This is a genomic window from Enterobacter sp. Tr-810 (genome assembly GCF_011752765.1).
Taxonomy (GTDB): domain Bacteria; phylum Pseudomonadota; class Gammaproteobacteria; order Enterobacterales; family Enterobacteriaceae; genus Enterobacter; species Enterobacter soli.
Genome location: NZ_VWWW01000009.1, coordinates 43,962 through 69,206 on the forward strand (window position 1 = coordinate 43,962; position 25,245 = coordinate 69,206).

Sequence of the window (25,245 nt, forward strand, 5' to 3'; positions counted from 1 at the left end):
CCACCTTAAATGCTTTTACCCGCAGGCGAGTGTATATAAAGCCAGAATCAGTTGCTTTCCAGCATATGAATAATCTGGTTTGCAACCACTTTAGCGCTCTGATCGTCAGTACGAATGGTCACATCAGCAATCTCTTCGTACAGAGGATTGCGTTCACCGGCCAGGGCTTCCAGAACTTCGCGTGGCGGCGTTTCAACTTGCAGCAACGGGCGCTTTTTATCGCGCTGCGTACGTGCCAGCTGTTTTTCAATGGTCGTCTCAAGATAGACCACAACGCCACGGGCGGAGAGACGGTTGCGGGTTTCGCGAGATTTAACAGAACCGCCGCCTGTCGCCAGAACGATGCCCTGTTTTTCCGTGAGTTCGTTGATCACTTTTTCTTCTCGGTCACGGAAACCTTCTTCGCCTTCTACGTCGAAGACCCAGCCCACATCAGCTCCGGTTCGTTTCTCAATCTCTTGATCAGAATCGTAAAATTCCATATTGAGTTGTTGAGCTAACTGACGCCCAATAGTGCTTTTGCCGGCACCCATAGGCCCAACCAGAAAGATATTGCGTTTCTCTGCCATTTTTTCGGTACTACTAAGACTATTCGTTAATGGTAATCCCCGCTTCGCAGACACCCAGCGTAGCAGGACATGAACTGAAACCTCATATGCAATAGAGCGAGAGTCAGACTAAAAATTATCTCAATACTACGGCTTGTTTGGCAACTGATTAAATCGCCGCACCAGACGCATAAGGCAACAAGACGCAAGTCAAACTCAAATCGGTACTCCTTGTATGCTAATTCATGCCCCACGTCAAACATCTGCAACAAACTGAATGCAAAATCATTGCGGGGATCGTTTCCCATTAGTGAATACCTACCAGACGTGGCGTAATAAACACCACTAACTCACGTCGTTCATTGTCCTTACCGTCATGGCGAAAAAACTGCCCAAACCAGGGAATTTTTCCAAGACCAGGCACACTATCACTCCCCGTTTTATTCTTTTGCGAGAAAATACCGCCCAGCGTCAGCGTTTCTCCGCTTTTTACCTCTACCTGCGTTTCAATCTCCTGCTTATCAATCGCCAGCGTTTCGCCATTCTCCTGCTGCAATACCTGCCCCGGCATGTTTTCACTGATGTGCAATTTAAGCCGCACTCGCCCACCGGGTAACACGACGGGGGTGACTTCCATGCCTAATACTGCCTCTTTGAACTCCACGGAGGTGGCACCGCTTTCTCCGCTGGACACCTGATAAGGGATTTCACTGCCCTGCTTAATGCTGGCCGGTTGCATATGTGATGCAAGCAATCGCGGGCTGGCGATGATCTCGACCTGTTGCTTTTGCTCCAGCGCCGACAGTTCAAGATCCAGCAACCTGCCGTTGATCCGCCCGATGTTAAAACCCACATGCGTTGTGGCCTGGGATACGGAAAGATCGGCGTTTAGCGTGGTCGCTTGCCCGATGCTGCCAGCCCCCGCGGACTCTGCAAGATTCCATTTCACCCCTAACTCACGCAGGCTTTTTTCGGTGATTGTCACAATGTGCGCAGCCAGCTCTACCTGTTCGACGGGCATATCCATCTGTTCAGCCCAGAGCTGTAGCGAATCCAGCACGGCCTGGTTGTCACGTGCCAGTAGGCGGTTGGTGCGTTTGTCCACTGACAAACTGCCCTTTGGGCTGAGGAGTTTTTCAGCCGCCTTTTGCAGCTCCCCGGCATCTGCATACGAAAGGGAAATACTGCGTGATAACAGCGGGGCATCAAGCTGCCGCTTGATCAGTTCCTGCTCCTTACGCGCCTCTTGCTCGCGCTGCCAGGCCGCGGTGTGGACGTAAAAAATCCCCCGCTCTTCCCGTAAGATAAGCCCGGCACTGGTGACAACGGTGTTAAGCGCTTGCCGCCAGGGAACGCGCGTCAGATTCAGCGACAGCGTACCGCTCACATCGGGTGACACCACAAGATTACGTTCCTCCTGCGCGGCCAGGGCTTGTAGCACCTGCACCACAGGAACATCATCGACGACCAGATTGACCGGCTTTGGGGTGCCCGCCCACACCGGATGACTGAGTATCATCAGCAAGAGCATTATCCTGATTTTCATTTTTTCCCGTTCCTTCTCGTTGCCACTGCCATTGCTTTGGCTCGCACGCGTCGCCCAGCGCAATGACCAGTTCCTTTTCGTCTATGGCGATCACCCGCCATCCCACCGGCAGGCGATCATCTGCCCTGACCCGATGCCAGCGTTTTTGCCCATCCTGCAAAATGCCAATGCTGCTGATACTGCTGACTATCCCCTGATATCGCCACTGCGCTAACTGCCCCACCGCGCAGCGATCTTCTGGCGGATGAAAAGGATCGCGCATCCCGGTTAACATCAGCAGGGAACACAGAAGCAGAAAACGCACGTTACTCCGCATGATGTCGCTCCAGCTGGATGTTCAGACGAAGCTGCGCCCCTTGTGGGGTCATGTCGAAGGCCGCCACATTGACATCCCGCAGCGCCAGCCGGGAAAACACGTCAGGGATCTGCGCCCAGTCAGCATCGAGCGTCAACTCGCCCCCATTCTGCGTGGGCTTCCAGTGAACCAGCTTCGTACCATCGTGTTGAAAATCCAGGGGGGACAAGCCCTGCCGTATTTGCGCGCTACTCTGTTCTGCCACAGGTGAATAGCGCATGGCCGTTGTCCAGAGGGCTGCGCGGGTTCGCAGAGTATTGGCAAGCTGAGCATTCAGTGCCACCTGCCGGGAATGCAGCGGCTTCACCCCAGCGCCCCAGGCGACAAGCGCTAACATTACGGCCCCTGAACACCCCAGGAGCACCCGTAGCCACACAGGGTACGCACACCAGCGTTCATAAAAGATGTGCACGGGCTACCCCTGGCTGACCAGCCTGAAAGTGAACATCCACCGCCCCTGGTTATCCTGTTGCAACTCACCAGCGGCCCCCGGGCTCATCCCCTTGACCTTCTTCAGCGCCTCCTCCATCGCGCTGAGTGCCGGAAGCGATACGGCATAGCCTGTCAGCGTCAGAGAAGGCGGTTGATAACGTAGCTGGGTTAGCCATGCCTGAGGTGGGATCTCCTGTGCCAGTGACAGCAGCACCGGCTGCCACGGCAGATTTGCAGAGGGTTGCACAGACGCCAGTGGCATTTGTAAGTCCTGCTTCTGACGCGCTTCGAGCACATGCTCCACAGCAGACATACCGGCTATGTCCTGCTGTAGCGCGCGGATGCCGATAAGGTGATACGCCCGCAGCCAGAGCGTGGCGGCCAATACCACCAGCAACCAGCCCGCCAACAGGATGCTCCAGAGCCGAATGCATCGCGTCTGCCGTTGTTGTCTCCAGGGCAGGAGATTCACCCTGTTCATAGGGGCATCTCATTCATGGCCAGCGCCAGTGCTACGGTAAATTCAGCGCCACATTCAGGCAGCGGAGGCTGGCAGCGTGATACGGCTTCCCACGGGTCACGAGCCTGGGCATCAAACAGGGCGATATCGTCGGGGGAAAGCGCCAGCAATGCGGCCAGTTCAGCCACATTTGCTGCCTCCTGGCATAAACGTCGTCCCCACTGGTGGCGCATGGCCCACAGCCATTGATGCTCATCGCGCCAGGCAACACACTGAGCAGGTGCAGCCAAAGGAAGCAGGCTGACCAGCGCCCCGGCATCAGGGGTCACGGTGGCGACTCGCAGGCGCAGGGTGGTCGCCAGTGACAGAAGGGTTGCGACCTCTTTGGTTTGTGCCGCAGTCACCTGGAAGGTACTGCTGAAAGTATCCTGTGCATAATCAAAGCATAACGAATCCGGGGGCATCTCAAGTTCACGCGCCAGCGCAGAGCTCACCCAGGTGGCCTGCTCACTGTCTCGCAGCGCAATAGCCGGTCGAGGAAGGGTCTTTTGCAGGGTCCGTGCCGCAGGGAAAGCAAGATAGATCCGATGATAAAGCGGCAGCATTCTGCGCCAGACGCGCAGTGCCGCAACCAGTTGTTCTGGCTTAATAATTTGTCCGTCCCGAATAATATCTTCCGCCAGCGGGATAGCCCACCAACGGCGCAAGCTCCAGGTTGATTTCTCCTTCGTCAGCGCAACAATCCGCACCTTATCTTGTTGAATATGAACGCCCGTATGCCATGTTTTGAAAGCCATATTTCACGATCTCCTTATCGACCATCAGGTTGACGGCTATATCAATGCATCAGGCTTGCCTTTATACTACCGCGCGATTGTTTATAAACTGCCCAAGTGAAACCAAATGGGAAATCTCCGGTGAAGTTCGTAAAGTATTTATTGATCCTTGCAGTCTGTTGCATTCTGCTGGGAGCAGGCTCGATTTATGGTTTGTACAAGTACATTGAGCCGCAGCTACCTGATGTCGCCACGCTTCGCGATGTTCGACTCCAGATCCCTATGCAGGTCTATAGCGCCGATGGCGAGTTGATGGCGCAATACGGCGAAAAGCGTCGTATCCCGCTGACCTTAAAACAAATCCCACCTGTTATGGTGAAAGCCTTCATTGCGACCGAGGACAGCCGTTTTTACGAGCACCACGGTGTCGATCCGGTGGGGATTTTCCGTGCGGCAAGCGTTGCGTTGTTCTCAGGCCATGCGTCTCAGGGGGCAAGTACCATTACGCAGCAGCTGGCGCGTAACTTCTTCCTCAGCCCTGAAAAGACGCTGATGCGTAAGATCAAAGAGGTGTTCCTCGCGATCCGCATTGAGCAGCTGCTGAGCAAAGATGAGATCCTTGAGCTTTACCTGAACAAGATCTATCTGGGCTACCGCGCTTACGGCGTGGGTGCTGCTGCACAGGTGTACTTCGGTAAACCGGTTGATCAGCTCACGCTGAGCGAAATGGCCACGATTGCTGGCCTGCCAAAAGCGCCGTCCACGTTCAACCCGCTCTACTCTCTTGACCGTGCCACTGCGCGCCGTAACGTCGTGCTGTCACGTATGCTGAGCGAAGGCTACATCAGCCAGAACGAGTACGATCAGGCGCGTAACGACGTGATCGACGCCAACTACCACGCGCCGGAAATTGCGTTCTCTGCGCCATATCTCACGGAAATGGTTCGTCAGGATATGGTGAGCCGCTACGGTGAGAACGCTTATGAAGATGGCTATCGCGTTTACACCACGATCACCCGTAAAGTGCAGCAGGCGGCACAGGACGCGGTGCGCAATAACGTGATGGACTACGACATGCGCCACGGCTATCGCGGCCCGTCAAACGTGCTGTGGAAAGTGGGCGAAAGCGCATGGGACAGCAAAAAAATCACCCATTCGCTGAAAGCACTGCCAACGTATGGTCCGTTGCTGCCGGCCGTAGTCACTCAGGCCGATCCACAGGAAGCCGTAGTCATGCTGGCAGACGGTACATCAGTATCCCTGCGCATGGACGGCGTTCGCTGGGCGCGCCCATACCGCTCTGACACTCTGCAAGGCGCAACGCCACGCAAAGTGACCGATGCCATTCAGACCGGGGAGCAAATCTGGGTTCGCAAGGTTGGCGATGCCTGGTGGCTCGCGCAGGTGCCAGACGTGAACTCCGCGCTGGTATCCATCAACCCGCAAAACGGCGCAGTAATGGCGCTGGTCGGTGGGTTCGATTTCAACCAGAGCAAATTTAACCGCGCCACCCAGGCGCTGCGTCAGGTGGGGTCTAACATCAAGCCATTCCTGTATACCGCAGCGATGGACAAAGGGCTGACGCTCGCCAGTATCCTCAACGATGTGCCAATTTCTCGCTGGGATGCAGGCGCGGGCTCTGACTGGCAGCCGAAGAACTCTCCGGCGGAATATGCAGGACCGATTCGTCTTCGTCAGGGTCTGGGGCAGTCGAAAAACGTGGTAATGGTCCGTGCGATGCGTGCGATGGGCGTTGATTATGCAGCGGAATACCTGCAACGCTTCGGCTTCCCTGCGCAGAACATCGTGCATACCGAATCGCTGGCGTTAGGCTCTGCATCCTTTACCCCGCTTCAGGTGGCTCGCGGCTATTCAGTCATGGCAAACGGTGGGTTCCTGGTCGATCCGTTTTACATCAGTAAAATCGAGAACGATCAGGGCGGCGTGCTGTTCGAAGCGAAGCCGAAAATTGCCTGTGCCGAGTGCGATATTCCGGTGATTTACGGCGACACGCCTAAATCCAATGTGCTTGAGAACAAGGACATGGAAGACGTTGCGATTTCTCAGGAGCAGCAGAATTCCACCGTGCCACAGCCTCAGTTGGAGCAGGCGAATCAGGCGCTGGTTGCGCAAAGTGGTGCGCAAGAGTACGCCCCACACGTGATCAACACGCCGCTGTCGTTCCTGATTAAGAGCGCGCTGAATACCAATATCTTTGGTGAACCAGGCTGGCAGGGTACGGGCTGGCGTGCCGGACGTGATTTGCAGCGTCACGATATTGGCGGCAAAACAGGGACCACCAACAGCTCGAAAGATGCCTGGTTCTCAGGCTATGGCCCGGGCGTGGTGACATCGGTCTGGATCGGTTTTGACGATCACCGCCGCGATTTAGGTCGTACTACAGCTTCAGGTGCCATTAAAGATCAAATCTCCGGTTATGAAGGTGGCGCGAAGAGTGCGCAACCGGCATGGGATGCTTACATGAAATCCGTGCTGGATGGCGTGCCGGAACAGCCGTTAAGCCCGCCTCCTGGCGTGGTGACGGTGAATATCGACCGAAGCACCGGGCAGCTCGCCAATGGCGGTAACAGCCGTGAAGAGTATTTCATCGAAGGCACGCAGCCAACCACACAGGCGGTGCATGAGGTGGGTACAGAAATGATTGATAACGGCGAAACGCACGAGCTGTTTTAACGATACAAATGCCCGGTGAAAATCGGGCACAAAATAAAAGGCCGGGTATCCACCCGGCCTTTTTTATGTCCTTTTTTATGAACTACAACCGCCCCTGCCCTTTCAGCCACTCACGCACCAGGAACAGCGCGCTCACGTTGCGGGCTTCGGTAAAATCAGGGTCTTCGAGTAAATCCAGAAGGTGTGCCAGCGGCCAACGCACCTGCGGCAGCGGCTCGGGTTCGTCACCTTCCAGTGATTCCGGGTACAGGTCTTCTGCCACCACAATATTCATTTTGCTGGAGAAATAGGATGGCGCCATGCTGAGCTTTTTCAGGAACGACAGCTCCTTCGCGCCAAAACCGACCTCTTCTTTCAGCTCGCGGTTTGCCGCTTCAAACACGGTTTCGCCCGGGTCAATCAGCCCTTTAGAGAACCCAAGTTCGTAAGATTCTGTTCCCACTGCATATTCACGGATTAAAATCAGATGATCGTCGATGATGGGGATAATCATCACCGCTTCGCGCGCAGAGGGGCGCATACGTTCATAAACGCGACGCACACCGTTGCTGAACTCCAGGTCCACGCTTTCGACATTAAACAGGCGCGATTTGGCGACAGTTTCAACATTCAGAATGGTGGGTTTTTGTAATGGTTTGCTCATCTTGATGGGTCTTTGCTGTGAGAACTGGGTTTATTGTGCGATACGCCGCACGGTTTCGGCAATGTCAATCGTTCTTTATTTACATTTATGCAACCTAACGAGAATCAATCCTTATTTCAAATCAAAAGTCAAGAGGTTGAAATAAGTCCAGGAATTTGCTGATATCGCGCCATGGCAGGCTTTGCTATCATCATCGATCACTGGGATGCGCTTCAAAATGCTCAAGTTCGACTCCATACTTGCCGATAGCCAGCCACAGACTCTCATTCATTGTTAAAGGTGCTACTGACTACACCTGTAAGAAGATAAGTAAAATGGGGAAAGCATGAGCACCATTTTGATTTTTATCGCTGCTATGCTGGCCGGCGCTTTGATTGCAGGGTGGGTATACAGGCGTCGCATCCAGCGTCGATATCGGCTGCCATTTTTAACCGCATTTGCCGGTGCGAATACGCGTAAGCTCTCGCCGGAAGAACGCAGCGCCGCTGAAAGCTATCTGGAAACGCTTAATCGCTCGCAGCTGACGCCCGGGCCAACGGGGGCCAGTGCAGCGCCCGTATCGCTCAGTCTTAACGGACAGAGTGATACCGTTATCTGCGTAACGCGCTCAATCACCCGCTACGGTATCACCACCGACGATCCCAACAAATGGCGTTACTATCTCGATTCCGTTGAAGTTCATCTGCCCCCTTTCTGGGAGCAATATATCAATGATGAAAACAGCGTTGAGCTTATCCATACCGACTCCTTGCCGCTGGTCATCGCCCTTAACGGCCATACCCTTAGCGAATACGTTCAGGAAGCGCCGCGCTTTGCGCTGGAACGCGCCAGTTCAACCCAGGCGTCCATTCGCGGTGAAGAGACAGAGCAAATTGAGCTGCTCAACATTCGTCAGGAGACGCATGAAGAGTTCGCCCTGAGCCGCCCGGATGGCATCCGGGAAGCGGTGCTTATCGTTGCCTCTTTCCTGCTGTTCTTCATCTGCCTGCTGACGCCGGACGTGTTCGTTCCGTGGCTGGCGGGCAGTGCGGTGCTACTGCTGGCGGCGGGTCTGTGGGGGCTGTTTGCGCCTCCGGCCAAAACCACCTTACGCGAAATTCATTGCCTGCGCGGCACGCCAAAACGCTGGGGGTTGTTCGGTGAGAATGACCAGGAACACCTCAACAACATCTCGCTTGGTATTATCGACCTTATCTATCCGCGCCACTGGCAGCCGTGGATTGCCCAGGATTTAGGGCATAAAACCGATATTGATATCTATCTCGATCGCCATGTCGTGCGTCAGGGGCGGTATTTGTCCTTGCATGACGAGGTGAAGAACTTCCCGCTCCAGCACTGGCTGCGGAGTACCGTTATCGCAGGCGGAGCCGCGGCGGTGCTGATGATGCTAATTTTCTTCGTACCGCTCGATATGCCCATCAAATTTACCCTGTCGTGGATTAAAGGGGCGCAAACTGTGGAAGCCACCAGCGTAAATCAACTGGAAGAAGCCGGTGTGCGGGTGGGCGATACGCTGCGGCTGAAAGGAACCGGGATGTGTAATATTCATACCCCGGGCGCCTGGAATACGAGGCAAAACTCACCGTTTACCCCGTTTGATTGCTCGCAAATCATCTGGAACGATGCCCCTCCGCTGCCGCTACCGGAATCCGATGTGGTAGGCAAAGCAACGGCGCTCACCCAGACGGTAAGCCGTCAGCTGCATCCGAAAGCAGATGATGATTCACGCGTCAGCCCTGCGCTGCGTTCTGCCATTCAGAAATCCGGCATGGTGTTGCTGGATGACTTTGGCGAAATCGTGATGAAAACACAGGATTTATGCTCCGCAGCCGATGATTGTGTGCGCCTTAAAAATGCACTCGTGAACCTCGGCAACAGTAAAGACTGGGAATCGCTGGTGAAACGGGCCGAAGCGGGCCGACTGGACGGCGTGAACGTTCTGCTGCGCCCGGTTAGTGCTGAATCACTGGATAACCTGGTGGCAACCTCGACCGCGCCGTTCGTCATTCGTGAAACATCCCGTGCCGCACAGTCACTGAATAGCCCGGCACCTGGGGGGTTCCTGATTGTCAGCGACGAAGGCAGCGATCTGGTCGATCAGCCGTACCCGCAAATCACGCTCTACGACTATCCTGCCCAGGAGCAATGGGGTGAATTTCAGCGCCTGGCACAGATGCTGATGCAGACGCCATTCAGCGCCGAGGGGATCGTGACGGGGATCTTTACCGATGCCAACGGCACGCGCCATATCGACCTGCACAGGATGCCGGACAGCGCCGGTCTGTGGCGTTATGTTGGAACATCCCTGCTGATGATAGCGATGCTGGTGTGTATTTTCTGGAACGGTTTTATGGCCGTACGCCGCTATCAGCGTTCACGCACGCGTCTGGCTGAAATCCAGCAATACTACGAAAATTGCCTCAATCCCAAACTCATCCCTGCCCCTGAGAGCCTGATCGGATAACGTCACTGCGCGACAAGTTGTGCTACCCTGTCGCGCACGTAACTTCTGGCTGGAGAGTTCCCCTTATGCATCTTGATATCGCCTGGCAGGACGTTGATACCGTCCTGCTGGATATGGACGGCACGCTGCTCGATCTCGCCTTTGATAACTATTTCTGGCAAAAACTGGTGCCGGAAACCTATGGTCAGCAGCAGGGCATCTCCCCGGCGGAAGCGCAGGAATTCATTCGTTCGCAATATAGCGCCGTGCAGCATACGCTAAACTGGTACTGTCTGGACTACTGGAGCGAGCGCCTCGGTCTGGATATTTGTGCCATGACCACCGCCCAGGGCCCGCGTGCTGTGCTGCGTGAAGACACCGTGCCCTTCCTGGATGCGCTAAAAGCGAGCGGCAAGCGCCGTATTTTGCTGACTAATGCGCACCCACATAATCTGGCCGTGAAGCTGGAACATACCGGTCTTGCTTCACACCTTGATTTATTACTTTCCACCCACACATTTGGTTATCCGAAAGAGGATCAACGGTTGTGGCACGCGGTAGCAGAAGAGACAGGTTTACAGCCTGAAAGAACCCTGTTCATTGATGACAGTGAACCGATTCTGGATTCTGCCGCTACCTTCGGCATTCGCTACTGCCTGGGCGTGACCAATCCTGATTCTGGCCTGGCTGAAAAAAGCTATCTGCGCCATCCGGGGCTGAACGACTATCGCCGGATGATCCCCTCACTGACCGTGAAGGAGTCGCCATGAAAGAAAAACCCTCTGAAGGGGTGAGACTGGATAAATGGCTGTGGGCGGCCCGTTTTTATAAAACCCGCGCACTTGCCCGAGAGATGATTGACGGCGGCAAAGTGCATTACAACGGTCAGCGCGGAAAACCGAGCAAGCTGGTTGAGCTGAATGCCACCTTAACGCTGCGTCAGGGCAACGATGAGCGAACGGTAGTGATCAAAGCCATTACCGAACAGCGCAGGCCTGCAACCGAAGCCGTTTTGCTCTATGAAGAAACGGTGGACAGTATCGAGAAACGCGAAAAGACGGCACTGGCACGCAAAATGAATGCGCTGACTATGCCGCACCCGGATCGGCGTCCGGACAAAAAAGAGCGCCGTGAACTGATGAAATTTAAACACGGTGAGAACGAGTAACCCCTCACCTGCACGAGAGACTATTATGGCCCAACACGACCAATTACACCGCTATCTGTTTGAACAATTTGCCGTTCGCGGCGAGCTGGTGACCGTATCCGAAACCTGGAAACAGATTCTGGAAAACCACAACTACCCGCTGCCGGTAAAAACCCTGTTGGGCGAACTGCTGGTTGCCACCAGCCTACTGACCGCGACGCTGAAATTTGCTGGTGATATTACCGTGCAGTTGCAGGGCGATGGCCCGATGACACTGGCGGTGATCAACGGCAATAACCAGCAGCAGATGCGCGGTGTTGCGCGCGTTCAGGGCGAGGTACCGGAAGGTGCTGACCTGAAAACACTGGTCGGCAATGGCTATCTGGTTATCACCATTTCCCCGGAAGAAGGTGAGCGTTATCAGGGTGTCGTTGGCCTGGAAGGCGACACGCTGGCGGCATGTCTGGAAGATTACTTCATGCGCTCCGAACAGCTGCCAACCCGTCTGTTCATCCGCACCGGTGAAGTAGACGGCCAGCCTGCGGCGGGCGGAATGCTGTTGCAGGTTCTGCCTGCGCAGGACGCACAGACTAACGATTTCGAACACCTGGCAACGCTGACGGAAACCGTCAAGGCAGAAGAGCTGTTCAACCTGTCTGCCACCGATGTGTTGTGGCGCCTGTATCACGAAGAAGAAGTGACGGTTTACGATCCGCAGGCTGTGGAGTTCAAGTGCACCTGTTCCCGTGAACGTTGCGCGGGCGCGCTGAAAACCCTGCCGGATGAAGAGATCGACAGCATCATGGCCGAAGACGGTGAAATTGATATGCACTGTGACTACTGCGGTACGCACTACGTGTTCAATTCAATGGATATCGCCGAGATCCGCAACAACGCCTCCCCGGCGGATCCGCAGGTTCACTGATCCTCTTACCCCCTCACCCTGACCCTCTCCCCAAAGGGGAGAGGGAACTTGAACACCCTCTCCCCTTTGGGGAGAGGGCTGGGGTGAGGGGCTAAAATCCCCCCATAAGCTGAATCGTTTTTAACAATGTAACCCTTACGTAATTTTCCTACATGTATGCGATTACATTCACATTCCTTCCGTTAAAATCACCAGCGTTTAACCTTTTCAGAACATTTTCCCCAACAAAAAACCGATTCCTGCGATAATCCGCCTGCCCTGTGACTGGAGTCGCAGCGTTTTCCGTTAGCAAGGGTTTTGTCCAGATACGTAAATCTATGAGCCCCGTCGCGGTTAACAAACACAGAAAAACCCTACAATTTCAGGCAGTACATATTGGCTAAGGAGCAGTGATATGCGTGTTACTGGTTTAACCCCGCAAGATCTCAAGGCTTATGGTATTCACGACGTCCAAGAAATCGTCTACAACCCCGATTACGATACGCTGTATCAGGAAGAGCTCAATCCAGCACTGGAAGGATACGAGCGAGGTGTGTTGACAAACCTTGGTGCTATCGCCGTCGATACCGGTATTTTTACCGGTCGTTCGCCGAAAGATAAGTATATCGTCCGCGACGAAACCACCCGCGATACGCTGTGGTGGGCAGATAAAGGCAAAGGGAAGAACGACAACAAACCGCTCTCCCCTGAAACCTGGCAGCATCTGAAAGGGCTCGTCACCCATCAACTCTCCGGCAAGCGTCTGTTCATTATCGATGCCTTCTGTGGCGCTAACGCCGACACCCGTCTTTCCGTTCGTTTTATCACTGAAGTGGCCTGGCAGGCGCATTTCGTAAAAAACATGTTTATTCGTCCAACCGACGAAGAATTACAGGATTTCACCCCGGATTTCATCGTGATGAACGGTGCGAAATGCACTAACCCGCAGTGGAAAGAACAAGGCCTGAATTCAGAGAACTTCATTGCCTTCAACCTGACCGAGCGTATCCAGCTGATTGGCGGTACCTGGTACGGCGGTGAGATGAAGAAAGGGATGTTCTCGGTGATGAACTACCTTCTGCCATTGCAGGGCATTGCATCCATGCACTGTTCCGCGAACGTTGGCGAGAAAGGTGATGTGGCCGTGTTCTTTGGCCTGTCAGGTACCGGGAAAACCACGCTTTCCACCGATCCGAAACGTCGCCTGATTGGCGATGATGAACACGGCTGGGATGACGATGGCGTGTTTAACTTCGAAGGCGGTTGCTACGCCAAGACGATTCGTTTGTCTGAGGAAGCCGAGCCGGACATTTACCACGCCATCCGTCGCGATGCGTTGCTGGAAAACGTCACCGTGCGTGCCGATGGCACCATCGATTTCGACGATGCATCCAAAACCGAAAATACCCGCGTCTCCTACCCTATCAACCACATCGAAAACATTGTGAAGCCGGTGTCGAAAGCGGGTCATGCTACGAAGGTTATTTTCCTGACGGCGGATGCGTTCGGCGTGCTCCCTCCAGTGTCTCGCCTGACCGCCAGCCAGACGCAGTACCACTTCCTCTCAGGCTTTACGGCTAAACTGGCCGGTACTGAGCGCGGTGTGACGGAGCCAACGCCAACCTTCTCCGCCTGCTTTGGCGCAGCATTCCTGTCGCTGCACCCAACGCAATACGCTGAAGTGCTGGTGAAACGTATGCAGGCATCCGGCGCGCAGGCGTATCTGGTTAACACTGGCTGGAACGGCACGGGCAAACGTATCTCTATCAAAGACACCCGCGCCATTATCGATGCCATTCTGGATGGCTCTCTGGATGACGCTGAAACCTTCACCCTGCCGATGTTTGATCTGGCAATCCCGACGGAACTGCCGGGCGTGGATACGCATATCCTCGACCCACGCAACACCTACGGTTCACCAGAACAATGGCGTGAGAAAGCGGAATCGCTGGCGAAGCTGTTTATTGAGAACTTTGAGAAGTATACCGATACCCCAGCAGGGGCTGCGCTGGTGAGTGCGGGACCAAGGTAAAAGTAAAAAGGCAACATAAGTTGCCTTTTTTAATGTTTTCTCCCTCTCCCCGTGGGAGAGGGCCGGGGTGAGGGCATCAGACCGCACTAACCCTCTTTCACCTGCCCCCGCGTGACCGGTACCGGCAACCATGCACGAATACTCAAACCGCCCCGCTCGCTGGTTCCAATCTCCAGCAAACCGTTATGGTTATCGATAATACGCTGCACAATCGCCAGACCTAAGCCCGTTCCGCTGGTGCTGCGCGCACTATCGCCTCGCACAAACGGCTGGAACAGATGCTTACGCTGCTCAGGCTTAATGCCCGGGCCGTCATCCTCAACCTGGAACCAGGCGCGGTTCAGCTCTGATCCACTGCTGACCTTGATCCAGCCATTCCCGTAACGCGCCGCATTGACCACCATATTGGCGACAGCGCGTTTGATGGAGAGCGGATGCATTCGTACCTGAATCTCACCCACCTGAAGGTCGGTATCAATTTCACGCTCGTAGCCGCTTTCCGCCGCCACCACTTCACCCAGCACCGCATTCAGATCCGCCATTTCCATCGGCATCTCCTGCCCGGTGCGAAGGTAATCAATGAACTGCTCGATGATGGCATTACACTCTTCGATGTCTTTGTTAATAGACTCCGCGAGATAACCATCCTCTTCGCCCATCATCTCGGTAGCCAGACGAATACGCGTCAGCGGGGTGCGCAGATCATGACTGACACCCGCCATCAGCAGCGTACGATCATCCGCCAGCTGTTTCACGCCAGCCGCCATATGGTTGAAGGCGCGCGTAACCGAACGCACTTCCGATGCGCCATATTCACGCAGCGGCGGTGGAATAATCCCTTTACCGACCTGAAGCGCCGCGTGCTCCAGGTCGACCAGTGGTCGGTTTTGTATGCGGATGAACAGCCACGCGCCCCCTATCGCCAGCAGCATGATGGCCAGGGTATAGCGGAACAGTGGCGAGAAATCGCCCTGATGGATTTCGGTCAGCGGGACTCGCACCCAGATATTGGGTGAGAGCCAGGTTTTCAACCAGACAACCGGCGAGCTTTTGTTGACCTCAACGCGGACTTCCGTTGGGCCACCCAGCTGCTGCGCCATCTGTTGACTCAGGAATTCGTAGTGTTGCGCCCAGCGCAGGCCTGCATCTTCCGCCGCTTCATTGGAATAGAGCGAAATACCCAGCTCGCGGTAAATCTCACGACGAAACGCCGGAGGAACCACCAGCTGTGTGCCATCCTCCAGTTGCAGTTTATCGGTCATCAGCATACGCACTTCGTACGCCAGGACCTTATTAAACTGCTGGAGGCTGGGCAGGATCGCAAAGTTCAGCACCACCAGGTAGGTCGTCACCAGGCTGACGAACAGCAAGGTGACGATCAGTAACAGCGTGCGGGCAAATGAACTTCGCGGCGAGAAGCGCATTCGCCTCATGCTTTAGAGCCGTCCGGCACGAACACGTAGCCCAGACCCCAGACGGTCTGAATATAACGAGGATGCGCCGGATCTTCTTCCACCATGCGGCGCAGACGAGAAATCTGCACGTCGATAGAGCGTTCCATCGCGGAGTATTCACGCCCACGCGCCAGGTTCATCAGTTTGTCACGGGACAGCGGCTCACGCGGATGGCTGACCAGCGCTTTCAGGACCGCGAACTCGCCGCTGGTGAGAGGCATTGGCTCATCTTCACGGAACATCTCACGCGTACCGAGATTCAGTTTAAACTTACCGAACGCGATAACCGCTTCTTCCTGAGACGGCGCACCAGGCAGTTCGTTCGCCTGACGGCGCAGCACAGCGCGAATACGCGCCAGCAGTTCACGCGGGTTAAACGGTTTTGGAATGTAGTCGTCAGCACCGATTTCCAGGCCCACGATACGGTCAACTTCTTCACCTTTTGCCGTCACCATAATGATCGGCATTGGGTTGCTCTGGCTACGCAGACGGCGGCAGATGGAAAGCCCATCTTCGCCAGGCAGCATCAGGTCGAGAACCATCAGGTGAAAAGATTCACGGGTCAGCAGACGGTCCATTTGTTCAGCGTTCGCGACGCTACGAACCTGGAAGCCCTGCTCGGTCAGATAACGTTCCAGCAGCGCGCGCAGGCGCATGTCGTCATCCACGACCAGAATTTTGTAGTTCTCTTGCATTATGTGTACTCCCAAAGGTTCGGATAGTCTTTGTAACAGCGTATTCTAAAAAAGTGCACGTGTTCGACCAGCTAATTCTGGTATAAATTCTAGTCGAAATTGTTACAAAGCATATTTAACAGCAGCTTATCTGCACATTTCATCACATAAATCATTATTAACGCTGTCTGTTAATATATTTGATACGTAATGTGCGCAACGTCTGCAATGAAGTCGAGTCTGAAGGTCACACCATGAAAACGCCCCTGATCACCCGCGAAGGGTACGAAAAACTCAAAAAAGAGATGGATTACCTGTGGCGAGAAGAGCGCCCGGAAGTGACCAAAAAAGTCACCTGGGCGGCAAGCCTTGGCGATCGCAGCGAAAATGCTGACTACCAGTACAACAAAAAACGCCTGCGTGAGATAGACCGTCGGGTACGTTACCTGACCAAATGCCTTGAGAACCTCAAAATCGTCGATTACTCCCCGCAACAGGAGGGCAAAGTGTTCTTCGGCGCATGGGTTGAAATTGAAAATGATGACGGCAATACCCTGCGTTTTCGCATTGTCGGCTACGATGAAATTTTTGGTCGTAAGGATTACATCTCGATCGACTCGCCAATGGCCCGCGCGCTGCTGAAAAAGGAAGTGGGCGATTTGGCCGTTGTGCAGACACCTGCCGGCGAAGCCAGCTGGTACGTGAATGAGATTGAGTACGTTAAATAGTCCGAGAGCGCCCTCCACGGCTGGCATTTTGCCGTGTCAGCCCGTATAACTATCCCCTGATTTTTCGACTCAACAGATGATAAAGCCATGATGAATGATTCGCTCTGCCGCATTATTGCGGGTGATATTCAGGCCAGAGCTGAACAGGTAGAAGCTGCCGTTCGCCTGCTTGATGAAGGGAACACCGTGCCGTTTATTGCACGTTATCGTAAGGAAGTCACTGGCGGTCTGGATGATACTCAGCTGCGTAATCTGGAAACCCGCCTGGGTTATCTGCGCGAGCTGGAAGACCGGCGTCAGGCGATCCTCAAATCCATTGGCGAACAGGGCAAGCTGACCAGCGACCTGGAAAAAGCCATTAACGGCACGCTGAGCAAAACCGAATTAGAAGATCTCTATCTGCCGTATAAACCGAAGCGCCGCACGCGCGGGCAGATTGCGATTGAAGCCGGTCTGGAGCCGCTGGCCGAGCTGCTGTGGAACACCCCATCCCACGACCCGGAAACCGAAGCCGCCAAATTTATCGACGCCGACAAAGGCGTGGCGGACACCAAAGCCGCTCTTGATGGCGCGCGTTATATCCTGATGGAGCGCTTCGCCGAAGACGCCGCGCTGCTCTCTAAAGTGCGTGACTATCTGTGGAAAAACGCACACCTGGTGTCAACCGTGGTGAGCGGTAAAGAGGAAGAAGGCGCGAAGTTCCGTGACTATTTCGATCACCACGAACCTATTTCAACCACCCCTTCTCACCGTGCGCTGGCGATGTTCCGTGGCCGCAACGAAGGTGTGTTGCAGCTTTCCCTGAATGCCGATCCGCAGTTCGATGAGCCGCCAAAAGAGAGCCACTGCGAGCAGATCATTATCGATCACCTCGGCCTGCGTCTGAACAACGCCCCGGCGGATAGCTGGCGTAAAGGCGTGGTGAGCTGGACGTGGCGTATCAAGGTGCTGATGCACCTCGAAACCGAGCTGATGGGTACCGTGCGCGAGCGCGCCGAAGACGAAGCGATTAACGTATTTGCCCGTAACCTGCACGACCTGCTGATGGCCGCACCTGCGGGCCTGCGCGCCACCATGGGCCTCGATCCTGGCCTGCGTACCGGCGTGAAAGTGGCGGTGGTTGATGGAACCGGCAAACTGGTGGCGACCGACACCATTTACCCACACACCGGCCAGGCTGCGAAAGCGGCTGTCGCGGTTGCGGCACTGTGCGAGAAATACAACGTTGAACTGGTTGCTATCGGTAACGGGACCGCATCCCGTGAAACCGAGCGTTTCTACCTCGACGTGCAGAAACAGTTCCCGAAAGTCACTGCCCAGAAGGTGATCGTCAGTGAAGCGGGTGCGTCTGTTTACTCCGCATCTGAACTGGCAGCTCAGGAATTCCCGGATCTGGACGTTTCCCTGCGCGGCGCGGTGTCTATTGCCCGCCGCCTGCAAGACCCGCTGGCGGAGCTGGTGAAGATCGATCCGAAATCCATCGGTGTGGGCCAGTACCAGCACGACGTCAGCCAGACGCAGCTGGCGCGTAAGCTGGATGCGGTCGTGGAAGACTGCGTTAACGCCGTCGGTGTAGATCTGAATACCGCCTCCGTTCCCCTGCTGACCCGCGTGGCGGGCTTAACCCGCATGATGGCGCAGAACATCGTCGCCTGGCGTGACGAGAACGGTCAGTTCCAGAACCGTCAACAGCTGCTGAAAGTCAGCCGTCTGGGGCCGAAAGCGTTTGAGCAATGCGCGGGCTTCCTGCGTATCAACCACGGCGATAACCCGCTGGACGCCTCAACCGTGCACCCGGAAGCCTATCCGGTGGTCGAGCGCATTCTGGCTGCAACTCAACAGGCGCTGAAAGAGTTGATGGGTGACAACAGCGCCCTGCGCAACCTGAAAGCGGCTGATTTCACCGACGAACAGTTCGGTGTACCGACGGTGACCGACATCATCAAAGAGCTGGAAAAACCTGGCCGCGACCCGCGTCCTGAGTTTAAAACCGCGACCTTTGCTGAAGGCGTCGAAACCATGAACGACCTGCTGCCGGGCATGGTACTGGAAGGTGCGGTCACTAACGTCACCAACTTTGGTGCGTTTGTTGATATCGGCGTGCATCAGGATGGCCTGGTCCATATCTCTTCGCTGGCCGATAAGTTCGTTGAAGACCCACACACCGTGGTCAAAGCGGGCGATATCGTGAAAGTGAAAGTGCTGGAAGTTGACCTGCAACGTAAGCGTATTGCCCTGACGATGCGTCTGGACGAGCAACCGGGTGAAACCAATGCGCGTCGTGGCAACGGCGGGGGCGCTCGCGAACAGCAGCGTCCTGCGGCCAAAGCCGCAAAACCACGTGGCCGTGATGCTCAGCCTGCGGGTAACAGCGCCATGATGGATGCGCTGGCAGCCGCAATGGGCAAGAAAAAGTAACGTCGTTAATTCCCTCACCCTCTCTTTTTGAGAGCGTGAGGGTAAATTAATTAGCCTGCAAAATAATGGCTAATATGAAACCGATTGCATATCCGTATTTAAACCAACCATCATCAGTTTATTAACAAATACGTTAATTCTGCGTGACACCCAATTGCATTAAATATTGCGCCAGGTCAATTCCCCTTCAAATTAATACTCGCGTTAGCATCCCGTCACATTTTATGTATTGATGATAAAAACAATTCTCATTACCATCGTATTGTTGATTATTTAATCTTTCCTTCTTTAAGTAGGCACTATGCAATTCACTCCCGACAGTGCATGGAAAATTACCGGCTTCACCCGTGAAATTAGCCCGGCTTATCGGCAAAAACTGCTGTCATTAGGCATGTTACCTGGCTCGTCATTCCAGGTCGTGCGCGTGGCACCGCTGGGTGATCCTGTTCATATCGAAACCCGACGCGTAAACCTGGTTCTGCGTAAAAAAGACCTCGCATTAATCGAAGTCGAAGCTATTTCCCGATAACAAGCCAGCGGTTTCAGTGAGTCTAATGCAATGAAAAAATTAACTATTGGCTTAATTGGCAATCCTAATTCCGGCAAGACAACCTTATTTAACCAGTTAACGGGCGCTCGTCAGCGTGTGGGAAATTGGGCGGGTGTCACCGTTGAACGAAAAGAAGGTCAGTTTTCCACAACAGACCATCAGGTCACGCTGGTTGATCTGCCAGGAACCTATTCATTAACCACTATCTCGTCGCAAACCTCGCTCGATGAGCAGATTGCCTGCCACTATATTTTGAGCGGCGATGCAGATTTATTAATTAACGTGGTGGATGCCTCCAATCTGGAGCGCAACCTGTATCTGACGCTGCAACTGCTTGAGCTGGGTATTCCGTGCATTGTGGCGCTGAATATGCTCGACATCGCAGAAAAGCAACACCTGCGCATTGATGTCGATGCGCTCTCTGCCCGTCTGGGTTGCCCGGTTGTGCCGCTGGTCTCCACCCGCGCGCGCGGCATTGATGCCCTGAAACTGGCGATCGACCGCCATGTGGGGAACACCAGCGTTGAGCTGGTTCACTATGCCCAACCGCTGCTTCGCGAAGCCAGCCTGCTGGCGCAGGAAATGGAACAACACATGCCGGCCAAACAGCGCATGTGGCTCGGCCTGCAAATGCTGGAAGGGGATATCTATAGCCGCGCCTACTCAGGCAACGCCGCCGATAAACTTGATGTTTCACTGGCGCGTCTTAGCGACGAGCTGGACGATCCCGCGCTGCACATTGCGGACGCCCGCTATCAGGCCATTGCCGCCATTTGTGATGTCGTGAGCAACGCCCTGACCGCAGAGCCAAGCAAATTCACCGCCGCAGTCGACAAAATCGTCATTAACCGCTTCCTCGGCCTGCCGGTGTTCTTGCTGGTGATGTACCTGATGTTCCTGCTGGCTATCAACATCGGGGGCGCGCTCCAGCCCATTTTTGATGCTGGCTCGGTGGCGATATTTGTCCATGGTATTCAGTGGATTGGTTACACCCTGCATTTCCCGGAGTGGCTGACCATTTTCCTTGCCCAGGGCCTTGGCGGCGGTATCAACACCGTTCTGCCACTGGTTCCGCAAATCGGCATGATGTACCTGTTCCTCTCCTTCCTTGAGGATTCCGGTTATATGGCGCGCGCGGCTTTCGTAATGGATCGCCTGATGCAGGCGCTCGGCCTGCCGGGGAAATCCTTTGTGCCGCTGATTGTCGGTTTCGGCTGTAACGTGCCGTCGGTCATGGGCGCTCGCACCCTGGATGCGCCGCGTGAACGCCTGATGACCATCATGATGGCACCGTTTATGTCCTGCGGGGCACGTCTGGCTATTTTCGCGGTCTTTGCCGCCGCCTTCTTTGGCCAGCAAGGTGCGCTGGCGGTGTTCTCGCTGTATGTGCTGGGCATCGTTATGGCTATCCTCACAGGGCTGATGCTCAAACACACCATCATGCGTGGTGAAGCCTCGCCGTTTGTGATGGAACTGCCGGTGTATCACGTTCCTCATCTGAAAAGCCTGATTATTCAGACCTGGCAACGTCTGAAAGGCTTTGTACTGCGCGCCGGTAAAGTGATTGTCATCGTCAGCATCTTCCTGAGCGCGCTGAACAGCTTCACCCTGAGCGGCCAGGCGGCGGACAACATCAACGACTCAGCCCTTGCCTCCGTCAGCCGCGTCATCACGCCGGTCTTCAAGCCGATTGGTGTGCATGAAGATAACTGGCAGGCGACCGTTGGCCTGTTCACCGGCGCGATGGCGAAAGAGGTGGTGGTCGGTACGCTGAACACGCTCTACACCGCAGAAAACATTCAGGAGCAAGAGTTCAACCCTGCTGAATTTAGCCTGGGCAACGAACTGCTCGGTGCCGCAGAAGAAACCTGGCAGAGCCTGAAAGACACCTTCAGCCTGAGCGTGCTGGCGAACCCGATTGAAGCCAGTAAAGGCGATGGCGAAATGGCGACCGGTGCGATGGGTGTGATGAGCGAGAAATTTGGCAGCGCATCAGCGGCCTACAGCTACCTGATCTTCGTGCTGCTCTACATTCCGTGCATCTCGGTGATGGGGGCCATTGCCCGCGAGTCCAGCCGTGGCTGGATGGGCTTCTCCGTATTGTGGGGGCTGAACATCGCTTATTCGCTGTCGACGGTTTTCTATCAGACCGTCAACTTCAGCCAGCATCCACGCTACAGCCTGGTCTGTATCCTGGCGGTTATTTTGTTCAACGTGATCGTTCTGGGTCTGCTGCGCCGGGCGCGCAGTCGTGTCGACATCAACCTGCTGGCTACGCGCAAAACTGCCGCTAACTGCTGCAACAGCCCGGCAGGCGACTGTCACTAAGGAGTATCGTCATGGCATCGTTGATTCAGGTTCGCGATTTACTGGCGCTGCAAGGGCGTATGGAGGCAAAGCAGTTGAGCCTCAGCCTGCATACGCCGCAACCGATGATCGATGCCATGCTTGAAAGACTGGAAGCGATGGGGAAAGCCATACGTATTCAGGAAGATGCGGATGGGTGTTTATCCGGCAGTTGCAAAAGCTGCCCGGAAGGCAAGGCCTGTCTCAGGGAGTGGTGGACGCTTCGTTAATAATGCCGGGCAAGCAGAGCGCTTCCCGGCGTTTTTATTACTTATACACGTCCGCGGTGGCGCGCACGTTTTTGGTTTGTTTTTCTGCACTGGTCACAACGTAGTACGTCCCGCCCAGCTCATCTGCCTTTTTAGACAACTCTTTTCTCGCGTCCATTGGCGCGGTGGTGTCAGAGGTTGTGATCTCACCAATTTTGGTCAGATTCATCCCAGCAAGCTTATCTTTTTCCAGCTCTTTCGCTGCAAAAACGCCAAATGACAGTGACCCAATAACCAGAGAAGTGACAATACCTGTAACAAGTTTCATAGCCATGACTCTCCATAGGATTGTTGTTTTGATTATCGTAGGCAGTTCGACCGCAACGATATGATGAGTATTGTTGCGGTGCGTAACTTTTGCCAGGATGGATAGAAAATAATCAGTTTAAACGTTGACTTAACGCAACGAGAGCGGAACAAAACTCAGCGGGGTGTGAGATAAACGGCGCGTGCGCGGCTTTCGCCACCACATGTGATTCGCTTTGCGGCCACAGCGTATCCAGCAACGGAACCACTTTACGTGGCACCAGCCCATCCAGATAACCGTAGATCCGCAGATGTGGCAGGGCAAGCGTTGCCAGCGGCTCACGCAGGTCGACCGTTTTTAGAATTTCCAGCCCACCGTTCAGCACCTCAACGTCCGGCATTGGCAGTGACAACACGGTATTTTTCAGCGTGCGGGCGTCCTGTCGGGCCGTTTCGGTGCCCATGGTTTGCAGCGCCAGGAAGCGTTCTACCGTCCGCTGAAAATCTTCGCTCAACTGCTGCTGGAACCCGGCCAGCACGTCAGGCTTAATGCCCGGCCACGCGTCGCGCGCGCTAAAGCACGGCGAAGAGGCCACCGTCACCAGTGCCTGCACGCGTTCCGGGTGGGTCAGCGCAATCTGGCTTGCCACCAGCCCACCCAGACTCCAGCCGAGCCAGATGGCGTTTTGCGGCGCCGCATCCAGAACGTGCTGCGCCATCTCATCCAGCGACATCGCTTGATAGCCGTGGCTGCGGCCAAACCCCGGAAGATCCACCAGGTGCAGCGTAAAATGCGAGGCCAGTTCCGCACTTACGCAATGCCATACTTCGGCGTTCAGTCCCCATCCGTGCAGCAGCACAAGATGGCAATTTCCCGTCCCTACGGTCTGCCACCACAGAGTCTTCATCAGTTACTGTTCTCTTTTTTCACAAGGAGGTTGCACATGCTAACAGTGCCTGGCTTGTGCTGGCTATGCCGAATGCCACTTGCCCTGAGCCGATGGGGGATTTGCTCTGTGTGTACGCGCGCGCTGATGCGCCCTGCCTGCGGGTGTCCACAGTGCGGTTTACCTGCCACAAACCCGAACATCCCTTGCGGGCGTTGCCTGCAAAAGCCACCGCCGTGGAGTGCATTAGTGGCGGTGACGGATTACGTCCCACCTCTGAGTGGGCTGGTTCACCAGTTTAAATTTTCCCGCCAGAGCACCCTGGCCATCCCGCTCGCCCGGGTGTTACTTCTTACGATTTTACAGGCGCGCCGCACGCGTACCTTGCCTGGCGTCGACTGCATCGTGAATGTTCCCCTGCACGCCCGTCGCCACTGGCGGCGCGGCTACAACCAGAGTGACCTGCTCTGCCGGCCGCTCGCTCACTGGCTGGGTTGCCGCTACCCTGCGTCTGCACTTAAACGCATCCACGCCACCGCAATACAACACCAGTTGAATGCGCGGCTGCGCAAAAAGAACCTTAATAATGCCTTTCGCCTTGAATTGGCGGTGAAAGGCCTCCATATCGCGATCGTGGATGATGTCGTCACTACGGGCAGTACCGTTGCTGAACTTTCCCGACTGCTTTTGCGAAGCGGTGCCGCGTCTGTTCAGGTATGGTGTCTGTGCCGTACCTTGTAGCCCTTCTTCAATGGGCGTATTATTATACCCAGGTAATTTAGTCAACTATTAGGCCAAAGCTATGATCCGTATTTCCGATTCTGCACAAGCGCACTTTGCCAAACTGCTGGCAAATCAGGAAGAAGGGACGCAGATCCGCGTGTTTGTGATCAATCCAGGCACTCCGAATGCAGAATGTGGTGTCTCTTATTGTCCGCCGGACGCTGTGGAAGCAACTGACACTGCCCTTAAATTTGAACAGCTCACCGCCTACGTAGATGAGCTGAGCGCGCCGTATCTTGATGATGCGGAAATCGACTTCGTCACAGACCAGCTGGGCTCTCAGCTGACCCTGAAAGCACCAAACGCGAAAATGCGTAAAGTGTCTGACGATGCGCCACTAATGGAGCGCGTTGAGTATCTGCTGCAATCCCAGATTAACCCTCAGCTGGCAGGCCATGGCGGCCGTGTTTCGCTGATGGAAATCACTGAAGATGGTCTGGCGATCCTTCAGTTTGGCGGCGGCTGTAACGGCTGTTCCATGGTCGATGTGACCCTGAAAGAAGGGATCGAGAAGCAGTTGCTGAACGAGTTCCCTGAACTGAAAGGCGTGCGCGACCTGACCGAACACCAGCGCGGCGAGCACTCTTACTACTAAGTGCCCGTCTTGCCCGGTGGCGCTGCGCTTGCCGGGCCTACAAAAACAATGCGATCTGATGCCCTCACCCCGGCCCTCTCCCACGGGAGAGGGTGAAAACATTAAAAACGGTAACCTCATGGTTACCGTTTTGCTTTTACCTCCAGATGTTGACCTGCGTCCCAGATTTTAAATTTTGCCCTCCAGGGTGATTCTCAATCATATCATGTTACCCGTATCATTCTCGTGGGCACTAAGCACCCTCATAACAGCCGACTAAACTTAATAGTTTCACAGGCATCAGTATTAGTGCCGTTAACGCTCTGTTCCCAGTTG

At 54.9% G+C, this 25,245-nt stretch carries 24 protein-coding genes; 13 read left to right on the plus strand and 11 right to left on the minus strand.

The features are described from left to right. Positions 1 to 47: 47 nt before the first annotated feature. The 6 genes from aroK to pilM all read right to left on the minus strand — a co-directional run bounded on the left by aroK (position 48) and on the right by pilM (position 4,138). Positions 48 to 569, minus strand: a complete 522-nt coding sequence (gene aroK / locus F3J30_RS20490) for a shikimate kinase AroK (RefSeq protein ID WP_010436374.1) — start codon at positions 567 to 569, stop codon at positions 48 to 50. Positions 570 to 855: 286 nt separating this feature from the next. Continuing rightward, entirely contained in the window at positions 856 to 2,094 is a 1,239-nt protein-coding gene (gene hofQ, locus F3J30_RS20495) for a DNA uptake porin HofQ (RefSeq protein ID WP_166718376.1), read from the minus strand. Continuing rightward, complete coding sequence (locus F3J30_RS20500; RefSeq protein ID WP_166718377.1) at positions 2,006 to 2,410, minus strand: HofP DNA utilization family protein; 405 nt, start codon at positions 2,408 to 2,410, stop codon at positions 2,006 to 2,008. The genes hofQ and F3J30_RS20500 overlap by 89 nt, the downstream gene beginning before the upstream one ends. Next, positions 2,400 to 2,786 carry a hypothetical protein gene (locus tag F3J30_RS20505; protein ID WP_247650650.1) on the minus strand — a complete coding sequence of 129 codons (387 nt, stop codon included), beginning with the start codon at positions 2,784 to 2,786 and terminating at the stop codon, positions 2,400 to 2,402. Before F3J30_RS20505 ends, F3J30_RS20500 begins: the two co-directional genes overlap by 11 nt. A 78-nt stretch (positions 2,787 to 2,864) precedes the next feature. Continuing rightward, complete coding sequence (locus tag F3J30_RS20510) at positions 2,865 to 3,362, minus strand: PilN domain-containing protein (RefSeq protein WP_166718378.1); 498 nt, start codon at positions 3,360 to 3,362, stop codon at positions 2,865 to 2,867. Then, a complete protein-coding gene (pilM, locus tag F3J30_RS20515; protein ID WP_166718379.1) occupies positions 3,359 to 4,138 on the minus strand; it encodes a pilus assembly protein PilM in 780 nt (259 codons plus the stop codon). Before pilM ends, F3J30_RS20510 begins: the two co-directional genes overlap by 4 nt. 120 nt (positions 4,139 to 4,258) lie before the next feature. Here pilM and mrcA point away from each other — a divergent pair, with 120 nt between their 5' ends. Further along, on the plus strand, positions 4,259 to 6,811 hold the full coding sequence (gene mrcA / locus F3J30_RS20520; RefSeq protein WP_166718380.1) for a peptidoglycan glycosyltransferase/peptidoglycan DD-transpeptidase MrcA: 2,553 nt from the start codon (positions 4,259 to 4,261) through the stop codon (positions 6,809 to 6,811). Between the two features lie 82 nt (positions 6,812 to 6,893). On the opposite strand, the gene nudE is transcribed toward mrcA, so the two are convergent. Then, positions 6,894 to 7,454, minus strand: coding sequence for an ADP compounds hydrolase NudE (nudE, locus tag F3J30_RS20525; protein ID WP_014072109.1), 561 nt, complete (start codon positions 7,452 to 7,454; stop codon positions 6,894 to 6,896). 325 nt (positions 7,455 to 7,779) lie between these two features. Between nudE and F3J30_RS20530 the strand changes: the two genes are divergently transcribed. The 5 genes from F3J30_RS20530 (at position 7,780) to pckA (ending at position 13,980) form a co-directional block, all read left to right on the plus strand. After that, positions 7,780 to 9,918 (plus strand): intracellular growth attenuator family protein, encoded by a 2,139-nt coding sequence (locus F3J30_RS20530; RefSeq protein WP_166718381.1) that lies wholly within the window; start codon positions 7,780 to 7,782, stop codon positions 9,916 to 9,918. Between the two features lie 65 nt (positions 9,919 to 9,983). After that, positions 9,984 to 10,667 carry a GMP/IMP nucleotidase gene (gene yrfG, locus F3J30_RS20535; protein WP_014072111.1) on the plus strand — a complete coding sequence of 228 codons (684 nt, stop codon included), beginning with the start codon at positions 9,984 to 9,986 and terminating at the stop codon, positions 10,665 to 10,667. Continuing rightward, a complete protein-coding gene (gene hslR / locus F3J30_RS20540; RefSeq protein ID WP_166718382.1) occupies positions 10,664 to 11,065 on the plus strand; it encodes a ribosome-associated heat shock protein Hsp15 in 402 nt (133 codons plus the stop codon). Before yrfG ends, hslR begins: the two co-directional genes overlap by 4 nt. Positions 11,066 to 11,090: 25 nt before the next feature. Then, a complete protein-coding gene (gene hslO, locus F3J30_RS20545) occupies positions 11,091 to 11,969 on the plus strand; it encodes an Hsp33 family molecular chaperone HslO (RefSeq protein WP_166718383.1) in 879 nt (292 codons plus the stop codon). 394 nt (positions 11,970 to 12,363) lie between these two features. Further along, a complete protein-coding gene (gene pckA / locus F3J30_RS20550; RefSeq protein WP_166718384.1) occupies positions 12,364 to 13,980 on the plus strand; it encodes a phosphoenolpyruvate carboxykinase (ATP) in 1,617 nt (538 codons plus the stop codon). Positions 13,981 to 14,066: 86 nt separating this feature from the next. Here the strand turns inward: pckA and envZ are convergent, their stop codons facing one another. Both envZ and ompR read right to left on the minus strand, forming a co-directional pair. Further along, the gene (gene envZ / locus F3J30_RS20555) at positions 14,067 to 15,413 is read right to left on the minus strand and encodes a two-component system sensor histidine kinase EnvZ (protein ID WP_014072115.1); all 1,347 of its coding nucleotides are present in this window, start codon (positions 15,411 to 15,413) and stop codon (positions 14,067 to 14,069) included. Next, a complete protein-coding gene (gene ompR, locus F3J30_RS20560) occupies positions 15,410 to 16,129 on the minus strand; it encodes a two-component system response regulator OmpR (RefSeq protein ID WP_001157751.1) in 720 nt (239 codons plus the stop codon). The genes envZ and ompR overlap by 4 nt, the downstream gene beginning before the upstream one ends. A gap of 233 nt (positions 16,130 to 16,362) precedes the next feature. On the opposite strand from ompR, the gene greB reads away from it, so the two are divergent. The 5 genes from greB (at position 16,363) to feoC (ending at position 22,380) form a co-directional block, all read left to right on the plus strand. Beyond that, positions 16,363 to 16,836 carry a transcription elongation factor GreB gene (gene greB / locus F3J30_RS20565; protein ID WP_014072116.1) on the plus strand — a complete coding sequence of 158 codons (474 nt, stop codon included), beginning with the start codon at positions 16,363 to 16,365 and terminating at the stop codon, positions 16,834 to 16,836. 87 nt (positions 16,837 to 16,923) lie between these two features. After that, entirely contained in the window at positions 16,924 to 19,254 is a 2,331-nt protein-coding gene (locus F3J30_RS20570; protein WP_166718385.1) for a Tex family protein, read from the plus strand. Between the two features lie 301 nt (positions 19,255 to 19,555). Then, complete coding sequence (gene feoA / locus F3J30_RS20575; protein WP_014072118.1) at positions 19,556 to 19,783, plus strand: ferrous iron transporter A; 228 nt, start codon at positions 19,556 to 19,558, stop codon at positions 19,781 to 19,783. 30 nt (positions 19,784 to 19,813) lie between these two features. Next, positions 19,814 to 22,132, plus strand: a complete 2,319-nt coding sequence (gene feoB, locus F3J30_RS20580) for a Fe(2+) transporter permease subunit FeoB (protein ID WP_166718386.1) — start codon at positions 19,814 to 19,816, stop codon at positions 22,130 to 22,132. A gap of 11 nt (positions 22,133 to 22,143) precedes the next feature. Then, positions 22,144 to 22,380 carry a [Fe-S]-dependent transcriptional repressor FeoC gene (feoC, locus tag F3J30_RS20585; RefSeq protein ID WP_014072120.1) on the plus strand — a complete coding sequence of 79 codons (237 nt, stop codon included), beginning with the start codon at positions 22,144 to 22,146 and terminating at the stop codon, positions 22,378 to 22,380. Between the two features lie 37 nt (positions 22,381 to 22,417). Here feoC and F3J30_RS20590 read toward each other — a convergent pair whose 3' ends face one another. Next, entirely contained in the window at positions 22,418 to 22,687 is a 270-nt protein-coding gene (locus F3J30_RS20590) for a YdgH/BhsA/McbA-like domain containing protein (protein WP_014072121.1), read from the minus strand. A 112-nt stretch (positions 22,688 to 22,799) separates the two neighbouring features. Beyond that, the gene (gene bioH / locus F3J30_RS20595; protein ID WP_014072122.1) at positions 22,800 to 23,573 is read right to left on the minus strand and encodes a pimeloyl-ACP methyl ester esterase BioH; all 774 of its coding nucleotides are present in this window, start codon (positions 23,571 to 23,573) and stop codon (positions 22,800 to 22,802) included. A gap of 36 nt (positions 23,574 to 23,609) precedes the next feature. Between bioH and gntX the strand changes: the two genes are divergently transcribed. Together gntX and nfuA are read left to right on the plus strand one after the other, a co-directional pair. Then, positions 23,610 to 24,293 (plus strand): DNA utilization protein GntX, encoded by a 684-nt coding sequence (gene gntX, locus F3J30_RS20600; protein WP_166718387.1) that lies wholly within the window; start codon positions 23,610 to 23,612, stop codon positions 24,291 to 24,293. 61 nt (positions 24,294 to 24,354) lie between these two features. After that, a complete protein-coding gene (gene nfuA / locus F3J30_RS20605; RefSeq protein ID WP_014072124.1) occupies positions 24,355 to 24,930 on the plus strand; it encodes a Fe-S biogenesis protein NfuA in 576 nt (191 codons plus the stop codon). Positions 24,931 to 25,245: the final 315 nt, after the last annotated feature.